The organism is Acidovorax sp. LjRoot129, assembly GCF_964253765.1.
Lineage (GTDB): Bacteria > Pseudomonadota > Gammaproteobacteria > Burkholderiales > Burkholderiaceae_C > Acidovorax.
In genome coordinates this window covers 43,992-52,637 of record NZ_CAXUSE020000004.1, presented here as the reverse complement: position 1 = coordinate 52,637, position 8,646 = coordinate 43,992, and the positions used below count along the sequence as shown (strand labels likewise).

Genomic DNA, 8,646 nt, shown 5'->3' with positions numbered 1-8,646 from the left:
GCGTTATTTCAGTGATTGATCGTTAGGAACAGCCGCGCCCTACCCCAACACCGTTGACCTCCACCCAGAATGGCCGCAGGTTTGGATCGCATCGAAATCAACACCGTTGACCTAACCATTGTTTCACAGCGAAAGTTGGCCCCAGTGAAGCCAATTGCCTCCTTCAGCTCGCCGCGCGTGCGTAACGTCTCGTCATTTGTCCTCCTCTGATTCTTATAGGACATATGTGATTTCCCGGGCCGAGGTGGACCTCTATCATTCCCTAATGAAGTCTGGAAAGGCCCCCTACATACCCCGCGACCAGCTCGACAAGACCCTGGCGGCCCAGGCGCGCTACCGGTTCGCGGACCGGGATCGGGCCATCCTGATGCTGTCGCATTTCATGGGTCTACGCGCCAAAGAGCTGGCAGCCCTGCGCATCGGTGACGTATTCGATCCGCTCACCGGGCAGGTTAAGGAGGTGGTCCGCTTGCTGGCCGCCATGAGCAAGGGTGAGCGGTTCCGCGAGGTCTTCCTGGTGAACGCGGACGCGCGCGCTGCCGTGCTCACCTACCTGCGCACCCGGAGCCTCCGGCACATGGACACTCCCCTCTTCCAGTCGCAGCGCGGCGGCCACTTCTCCGCCAACAGCATGCAGCGCTTGGTCGCCATCTGCTATGCGCGCGCGAACGTGCGTGGCTCTTCCCACTCGGGCCGGCGGTCGTTCGCAACCAGGCTGATCGAGCACGGTGCCGACATCTATGCGGTCAAGGAGTTGCTGGACCACTCCAGCATCGTGACGACCCAGGCCTACTTCTCCAGCTCACCAGAGCGCCTGAAGAAGTTCGCGGCCCTGGCTTGAATAAGAAATGGATTATTAGGACATATAGCTAGACTAGCTAGTCTATATAGGCTATCTTTGCTAGCTATGCTAGCTATGCTAGCTTGTATAGCCACACTAGCTATGCTAGCTTGTATAGCCACACTAGCTAGGCTAGCTTGTATAGCTTTACTAGCTAGGCTATCTATACTATCCACGCTAGCTAGTCTATGAAGGCTATCTAAGCTAGACATACTAGCTAGACTATCTTCGCTAGCATTACTAGCTAGGTTAGCAACACTAGCTTTACTAGCTAAGCTAGCTAGCCTATACTGGCTATACAGATTTTTAGGAGCCTCTAGTGAACACTCAAGGGCGCATTTACGCATTCGCCACAGGGAAGGGCGGGGTGGGTAAGACCACCGCAGCCGTCAACATCGCCGCCATGTGCGCGCTGGCTGGCAAAGAAACCCTCCTGGTCGATACCGACTTCAACAAGCCTGACGCCAGCTTCTGGGCCACCATGCGGCACGAATCCGAGGTTGTTCCCTCCGTGACCAGCGTGACCAAGACCGGCAAGGTGGGCTACGACCTGGCCAAGCTCCGGGAGAAATACGAGATCGTGATCGTGGATTGCGCGGGCGCCGACTCGATCGAAATGCGCCAGACCGTGGCTATCTGCGACATGCTGGTCGTACCCATGAAGCCTGCCCAGTTTGATCTGTGGTCCGTCTCTCGCATGGAGAGCATCGTCAAAGAAATGCAGGAGAAGATGGAGCGCACCATCAATGCCTACTCCATGCTCTCGATGGTCCACAACAACCCCCAGGTGCGCGAAACCACGGAGACCAGGCAGTCGCTGCAGGAGTTCGCCGAGACCTTCCCGCTGATGCAAGCCACCATTTGTGACCGCATCGCCTATGTGCGGGCGAACAAGGCGGGCTTGAGCGTGGTCGAGCTGACGGGCGGGGACGCCGACGCAAAGGCCAACGCGGAGATGCAAAACCTCTATCGGGAGATATTCAATGAAGACTGGCACCTCGCCAAGTAACCGGCCCGCCATGTCTGCCAGGCCGCCCATGCGCAGCTCGGCCGATGTGCTCAAGGATCTGGACAGCGTCTCTGAGATCACCGAGGCGCCGTCCAGGGCTGCAGCGCAAGCGCTCGACGGGGCAGGGGAGGGCGTTCAGCAGGAGGTGAAGGCTTCCCCGGTCGCCGCCCCCGAACCCGTCGCTGAGGCCTCGGCGGCCCCTGCGAAGGGGAAGGGCAAGGACAAGCCCGTGATGCCGTGGGATGAGCTGGCCAATTCGACCGCATCCCAGCAGCTGAACCTGCGCCTGCCCGTGGCGCTCCTGGCCAAGCTCAAGTTCCTCGGAGAGACCACCTATGGGGAATCGCAGACGTCTATCGTGAAAAAGGCGTTGGAAGAGAAGATGGCGCGCATGCTCAAGGAGCGCGGACTATCCTAGCTAGCGTAGTTAGTCTAGATAGGCTAGCTTGTATAGCTAGGCTAGCTATGCTAGCTAGCAGTGCTATACGCGCCGGTCAGGTGATTTTACGCAGCTGGCTCACTACGCTGAGGCGTTCCTGCTTGATCTCACCGGTGGCTGCGTCCAGCTTCTCGCCAAGACGCAGGGCGGGCAGGGGAGGGGGTTCGACCCCAAGCAGCTCAGGCTGACTCGGCGGCTGAGGCTCGGCAGGTTCGTGGGGCAGCTGGGCCTCACCGGGATATAGGGCGGGGAGGGCGCGCAGCGGCTGTGTGCCGATCGAATCCTGCTCGCCAGCATCCGCGATCACCGTGGCGGTGAACATGGCCGTGGGCAGTTGGTCCCGACGGTTCGCCCAGGCCACGCGGGAGTTCACCACGTAGGCGTTGACGCCACCTTTCCCACCGACCTGGACCACCTCGATCCAATTGCCGGCCTTGAGGTCCGCCACCGCGCGCTTGACGGTGGCCTCGCTGACCTTCTCCATACGGGCCAGCACTGGGCGGCTGGCCACCAGAGCAGAGTGTTCGTTCATGTGCGCCACGATGGTGTGGAGCAGGGCGGCCGCGCGGGGTTTTGTTCGGACCAGGTCAGCCCATGCCTCATGGGAGGCGCGCTCTGTCTGCACCCAGGTTTGCCGTTTGCTCTCGGCGAGCGGGGGTGTTCCAATGCGTGCAATGTCTGTAGCCATACCGGAAATGATAGCACCGGTATCGGACAAGGCAACAAGCCTGCTCGATAACCGAGCACGGCTGCTAGGTAGGGTCACTCTGGATGACCTTACCCCGGGTCATCCTGGCTGACCCGCCGTGGTTCTTCTGGCGTGACCCCACCTCGGGTCACAGCTAATGACCCCACCCCCATGGCTAAGTTGTTGATTTTATTGGCGAAAATTTTCCGCCCTTTCTATGATCTCACAACCACCGCACCGTCCCGTGGGCTCGTCCAAGGTACGGCCCTGCCAGTATTGCGCCTGATGGACAAGCGGGGGTCGGCATGGACATATGGACAAGGCTTTGCCTTGACCACATGCCCACACCTCCCACCACACTTGCCCACAGGGACCTTGCCTTCGGCCTGACGCGCTTCGCTTGCCTTGTTCTTTTTTGAATTCCCGAACACCCCAAAACCCGGATACCGGCCCAGATTGACTTGTCGCCGGTTGACCCTTTTGCCGGGGCCCGTGCCGCGAAGGCGGCACAGGGGGCGCAGCCCGGTGGGTCTGGGAGGCGCAGCCTTCCTGCCAAGGAGCGCCCTAGGCGCGGGCGGGACGCCGCGGCGAAGCCGCCCAGGGGGCATGGCCCTTCCCCCTTTGGGGGACACTTGATAGCAGGGCGGTGATTACGTTACCAGGGTGGCAACTTTCGCCAAAATCTCATCGATGACCTCCGGGGTGGCTGCTTCGACATAGGTTGCCCTGCGCGCCCCGAGGTCGAGCGTGCGGAGCTGGTCGCATCGAACGTGGCCCTTGGTCTTCATCAAAGGGGCCAGTTCGACCGCAAAGCCGTACTTGATCGCAAAGGCACCGCCCGTGGTGATGGGCGCGATGATTGGGGCGTCGGTGAGCCTGTTGAAGGGTTCTGGCGTGATGATGATCACCGGCCGTCGCCCGGCCTGCTCGTGGCCCATCGTGGGGTCGAGCGATACCATGTAGATGTCGCCGCGGTTCAAATGAGCTCCTTGCCGACTGGCGCGCTGGACAGCCAGGCCTCGTCTTCTGCGGTGCGCGCCGGCACTGGGCCGACCGCGATCAGGTCTTCGAGCGTGTACCGAGGCGCCGGCTTCGGCTCGACCACAATGCGGCCGCCGTCCAGCGTAAGGTCTACGGATGCTCCGGGCGCCAGGTGCAGCTGGTCCAGGAACGCGCGCGGCACGGCCATCATGACGGAGCCGCCCACTTGGCGAAGGTTGGTAGAAGGCATCAATCTCTCCTGTTAGTTATACGAAAGTATAACGTCGAAGAGAATTGTGGGTGCGGGTAAAGTGGACAGATGACGCATACCGCAATCATCTACACGGTCGGCCAGACACACCGCCTCTACATCGACCTTACACCGGAAGAAGCCGAGAAGCGGTGGCAGCAAGTGCGCGACAACATGAGCGACGGCGAGCTGGTGCTGGAGATCGAGCACGGGTACAAAGTGCAGCGCACGGTCCTCAACTTCACGGATACGATCGAAATCTGGGGCAACGCTGGAGATGAGTTCCAGGAGCTGGCATAAATGTTCCTGAGCGGCGCGCTCCCACGCCAGTAGATACGATATACCTTATGTCAAATAAATAGGCTCAACGACGCTGTTCAGCCACTTCGGCCATATCAGTGAGCATCGACGAGACCCACACGCCGCAGAGTGCTATGGATCGCTAGCTGCCGCTGGTGCGGCTAAACGTTGAGCTCAGTCCCCCACACCAGAGCCAGACCATCGGCCGTTCAAAGCTACACCCGATCAATAGCGATGAAAACGCGGGAGTAAGCACAGTCGTTTGCAATGATGTATAAAGATGGTCTATTCGTGGTTTGATAGTGTTTCAGCCACAATAGACTTTCAACCTTTCCACCTCATTGATGGGCATCATGGAAGCAACCGCAATCCGCCAGGCCTCTGGCCAGTCTGGATTTGGCCTGTTCGACACAGTGCCTGAGGATCTTTTGCAGTTCGGCCACGGTACGACCTTCGATGCAAAAAAGGCTGCCCAGTTTTTGTCCTTGAAGAAGGCCGACGTGGGCCGCATTGCTGCTGTCGCAGAGTCCTCCGTTCGCTGGGATGAAAACATCCCCGAGGCCGTTCAAGTCCGGATGGAAGAGATCGCATCAACCATCAATTTGGTTGCCAAGCAGTTTTCGGGAGATCCCGAGAAAACAGTGGCTTGGTTTCGGGCAAGAAATCCGCTGTTGGGCGACGTCTCCCCTCGCGACATGATCCGTTTGGGTCGGTACGACAGACTTCGGCGATTTATCATTCAAGCCATGACAAATCAGGTGCAGGTCAAGTAATTGAGTGGACGCAGAGGCAAGCCGGCTCCACCAGCGCCCCGCGGTGCGGCCGCAGGCACGCCTCCGATCAAAGGGATTCTTGAACTCGACCGCTTCAGTGAAGTGTCGCTGGATCGCTGGAGTGAGCTCTCTGCAGACCTGGATGAGCTTCAGGACATCCTCTACTTCAACCTCGAGCCTGAACGGCGTCGCCGACGTCCAGAACTACTGAGGGCACTGCAAGACACGCCAGCCGAGGCTTTGCAACTGGCAAACTGGGTCCGGATCGTTGACTACCAGTGGACGCTTTACCCGCTGTCCGCTGCCGGTAGCCTCACCAGCATTGGTGGTCGATTCAACGCTGGGGCCGAAATCGACAGCCAGACTTTCAGTCCATGGCCATCTCTGTATTTAGCGTCGGACCATCCAACGGCATATCGGGAGAAGTTCCAAATCGAGGCGGGTCACACGGTCGAGGGATTGAGTCCAGAGGAACTGGCTCTCAACCCAGGTAAGAGCCACACCACCGTTGTGCTCAACGGCAAACTTTCACGAGTCTTTCCGCTGACGCCCGCAACTCTCGGGCCTCTGGCGCGAGTCCTTGGCAAGATCAACATGCCAGAGAGAGCGGAGCGGATCAAAAAGAAACTGAAGTTCATGCCAAATGATCTGCGCATGATGACAACCGGCAAGCAACTGCACGATGCGACTGCGGTTCACAACTGGCGCGTGCTCCCGATTCAGTTCGGTCTGCCAGCACCTAGCCAAATCCTGTCAGAGCTCATCAGGGCTGCTGACTTTGAAGCCATTGAATACCAGTCCAGCAAGAGTGGCGGAAAGTGCTTGGCTGTATTCGTGGATCGACTCGCGCCTGGGTCTTACATCGAGCTGTCAGGCCCTCCGCCAGTTGGTGCAATTACGCGCCTCGACGAAACAACGGCTGAAGAGCTGGCCGGCTGGGCCCAATTGGGCATCAAGCCGCCGAAGGTCTGAGCAAAAGGTCGCCTAGCCGATCGGCAGCTACCTGGACCTGTTGTGCCATTGACAATCGACAGGATGCTTTCGTTCGACCAAGGATGTGAAGCCGCAAAATCATTCCCCAAGGCACGCCCATTGGGGTAAGCAGACAGTAGTCAACGCTGGATTGGCAGTCTGATCAGTCCGGCGATGCCGCCAACTGCCTTGGCGTCAAATTTCCCATTGCACCAATCCAAAGCGGTGGAGCTTGGATAATTCTGCCACAGATGGAATTCCGCGGAATATTTAAGGCGATGACAAAAACACTGAAGGATCTTTACGCACAACGGGCGGAGTTGGATACTGCGATTTCACAGGCCCGGAAAAAGGCATCCGAGGAAGCACTCAGGAAAGTACACGAGTTGGTGGCTGAGTTTGGCTTCACTGCCCAGCAAGTCTTCCCTTGGAAGCCCCTCGTCAAAAAGGTAGCCGAAAAATATCGGGACGAAAAAACCGGTGCGACCTGGACTGGACGAGGAAGGGCGCCCGCTTGGATTGCGGGGAAGAACCGTGAGGATTTCTTGATAGAGCGCCCAAGGGCTCCACAGGGTCCATTCCTAGCCGAGATGGCAGCTGCATCCTCAAGGAGACAGGACTGACGGTGCGAGCGATATCGCAGAGTGCTGGTGGGCACGCGCACAATCCCATTGAGCAGTCTTTCAGCATCAGCAGCGTGCTCATCCGGGTGCAGGGTTGATCGAACTATTTGCTAAGCGCGTCAGTGCGGCCTTTTTTTGTTCCAGATTTCAGAGGTCACGCAGTCAGTGAATGGCAGCTTTAGGCTGATTGCTGCCACTTAGGTTCGACGGCAGAGTCCATGGGCGCCACCGCAAGCGGTCGCTCACCGGTCAGGATCTCAAGCGACCGATCGATTACCTGTACCGGTCGTTCGGCACTGTAGCGAAGTGCAAAGTTCTGGAATGGCCCTTTGCGTCACGGACGAAACGGTGTTCTGGACCCTGGGCAGGCCTTCTTCAAGCGCCAGCAGGGAGGGCGAATCACTTCTTTTGGTCCTTCAGTGTCCGTAGCGCAATACCCGCCACCCGGGTTCCCAGTGCTCCTCAAAGTGCGTGATAGACGGGCAATAGTTCACTTTGACCTGATGCTGTTGCAACATTCTGATCATTGCTCTCGCCGCAAATAAAGAAGGAGACAAGGGGTGGCCGTTGGATCGCAATGCCCAAGACATCGCGTGCGGTATGTGGATATGCGGCAGTCTTGACCTCGCCATCCGCATCCGGCATTTGTGCAGGTGAGCCTGCCGTGAATCTCGTTGAAGGTGCGTGGATAAGCTTGAGCGCCGACTGGCGAGCTGCTCAGGCCTGACCTCGATGGAGTCACATTTCATGGCGCCGTTTTCTCGGCGCCAGATACCTGGTCGACAAATGCCAGCAGCGAAGCGGTGGGCTGTTTGTCGCGATGCACGACCAGGTGAGATTGTCGGAGCTGCCGCGGCAAGGTCGTGGCGATGCGGCACAGGCGGCCGGCCTCCAAAGCGTCGCTCACGACCCACGACGAAAGGCAGGCCACCCCCATACCCGCCTCGGCCGCATGTTTGATCGCCTCCGAACTTCCCAGCTCGATGCTTCGACGGTAGGAGCGCAAGTGGGGCAGCAGACTTTGGTCGGTGGCCTCGCGCGTTCCCGAGCCCAACTCACGCACCAGCCAGACCCCTTCACGCAGTGTCCGCATTGGCACCCGCTCGCCGGCCAGGCTCATTCGTGCCCACGCGCTGTCGGGCGATGTAACGACCACCATCTCGTCCTGGTGCCATGGCGTGACGGCCAGCGCCGCTTGGTGGCAAGGCCCTTCGATCAGGCCCACGTCCAGTTCAAACGCAGCGACCGCGTCACAGATGGCCGCCGTGTTTCCGATCACGACCTTTGAGCGCCAGGCACTGGCATGGCCCGGTTGCGCTGCGACAAAACGGGCCAGCAGCCTGGGCAGCACATAGTTGCCGATGGTGGTGCTGGCGCCGATGCGCAGCGACTGCGCCTGGGCGCTGCCATCGCGGGACATCAACTCGATGCCGGCGGCACCGTCCAGCAGCGCCAGGGCCCGCGGCAGTAACGCACGGCCGTTGTCGTTGAGCAGCAGGCGCTTGCCCGCGCGGTCGAACAGGCGCAGCGACAGCAGCCGCTCAAGTTCATTCACGGCCGAGCTGGTGGCCGACTGCGACAGCGCGATCTCGGCGCTGGCTGCCGTGGTAGTGCCGCTGCGCGCAACCGCCACGAAGATCTGCAGCTGTCGCAGCGTGAGGCGAAGGGTATTCATGGCGGATTTGTTTGCAAAGCGATCAGATGGGTACATCTTAGCGATACAACCCGTTTGACGGGTCATCTATGAAGCCGGAAGCTTCGTCCTCATGA

General features: G+C 59.3%; 11 protein-coding genes. 7 read left to right on the top strand and 4 right to left on the bottom strand.

Going from position 1 to position 8,646, the window contains the following annotated elements; genetic code table 11:
- Nucleotides 1-265: 265 nt before the first annotated feature.
- The 3 genes from ACSQ3Q_RS26185 to ACSQ3Q_RS26175 all read left to right on the top strand — a co-directional run bounded on the left by ACSQ3Q_RS26185 (nt 266) and on the right by ACSQ3Q_RS26175 (nt 2,268).
- The gene (locus tag ACSQ3Q_RS26185; RefSeq protein ID WP_436137382.1) at nt 266-841 is read left to right on the top strand and encodes a tyrosine-type recombinase/integrase; all 576 of its coding nucleotides are present in this window, start codon (nt 266-268) and stop codon (nt 839-841) included.
- A gap of 319 nt (nt 842-1,160) precedes the next feature.
- Nucleotides 1,161-1,850, top strand: coding sequence for an AAA family ATPase (locus ACSQ3Q_RS26180; protein ID WP_436137381.1), 690 nt, complete (start codon nt 1,161-1,163; stop codon nt 1,848-1,850).
- A complete protein-coding gene (locus ACSQ3Q_RS26175) occupies nt 1,825-2,268 on the top strand; it encodes a hypothetical protein (RefSeq protein ID WP_436137380.1) in 444 nt (147 codons plus the stop codon). Before ACSQ3Q_RS26180 ends, ACSQ3Q_RS26175 begins: the two co-directional genes overlap by 26 nt.
- A 76-nt stretch (nt 2,269-2,344) precedes the next feature.
- Here ACSQ3Q_RS26175 and ACSQ3Q_RS26170 read toward each other — a convergent pair whose 3' ends face one another.
- The 3 genes from ACSQ3Q_RS26170 to ACSQ3Q_RS26160 form a co-directional block, all read right to left on the bottom strand.
- A complete protein-coding gene (locus tag ACSQ3Q_RS26170) occupies nt 2,345-2,821 on the bottom strand; it encodes a hypothetical protein (protein ID WP_436137379.1) in 477 nt (158 codons plus the stop codon).
- Between the two features lie 806 nt (nt 2,822-3,627).
- Nucleotides 3,628-3,957 (bottom strand): type II toxin-antitoxin system PemK/MazF family toxin, encoded by a 330-nt coding sequence (locus ACSQ3Q_RS26165; protein ID WP_436137378.1) that lies wholly within the window; start codon nt 3,955-3,957, stop codon nt 3,628-3,630.
- Nucleotides 3,954-4,208: an AbrB/MazE/SpoVT family DNA-binding domain-containing protein gene (locus ACSQ3Q_RS26160; protein ID WP_436137377.1), complete on the bottom strand. Its 255-nt coding sequence runs from the start codon at nt 4,206-4,208 to the stop codon at nt 3,954-3,956. Before ACSQ3Q_RS26160 ends, ACSQ3Q_RS26165 begins: the two co-directional genes overlap by 4 nt.
- Before the next feature lie 69 nt (nt 4,209-4,277).
- On the opposite strand from ACSQ3Q_RS26160, the gene ACSQ3Q_RS26155 reads away from it, so the two are divergent.
- The 4 genes from ACSQ3Q_RS26155 (at nt 4,278) to ACSQ3Q_RS26140 (ending at nt 6,876) form a co-directional block, all read left to right on the top strand.
- Complete coding sequence (locus ACSQ3Q_RS26155; protein WP_436137376.1) at nt 4,278-4,508, top strand: hypothetical protein; 231 nt, start codon at nt 4,278-4,280, stop codon at nt 4,506-4,508.
- 344 nt (nt 4,509-4,852) lie between these two features.
- Nucleotides 4,853-5,281 carry a hypothetical protein gene (locus ACSQ3Q_RS26150; RefSeq protein ID WP_436137375.1) on the top strand — a complete coding sequence of 143 codons (429 nt, stop codon included), beginning with the start codon at nt 4,853-4,855 and terminating at the stop codon, nt 5,279-5,281.
- Nucleotides 5,282-6,253, top strand: a complete 972-nt coding sequence (locus ACSQ3Q_RS26145) for a hypothetical protein (RefSeq protein WP_436137374.1) — start codon at nt 5,282-5,284, stop codon at nt 6,251-6,253.
- Between the two features lie 278 nt (nt 6,254-6,531).
- Nucleotides 6,532-6,876: an H-NS histone family protein gene (locus ACSQ3Q_RS26140; protein ID WP_436137373.1), complete on the top strand. Its 345-nt coding sequence runs from the start codon at nt 6,532-6,534 to the stop codon at nt 6,874-6,876.
- A 745-nt stretch (nt 6,877-7,621) separates the two neighbouring features.
- On the opposite strand, the gene ACSQ3Q_RS26135 is transcribed toward ACSQ3Q_RS26140, so the two are convergent.
- Nucleotides 7,622-8,551 carry a LysR family transcriptional regulator gene (locus ACSQ3Q_RS26135; RefSeq protein WP_100174423.1) on the bottom strand — a complete coding sequence of 310 codons (930 nt, stop codon included), beginning with the start codon at nt 8,549-8,551 and terminating at the stop codon, nt 7,622-7,624.
- Nucleotides 8,552-8,646 lie beyond the last annotated feature (95 nt).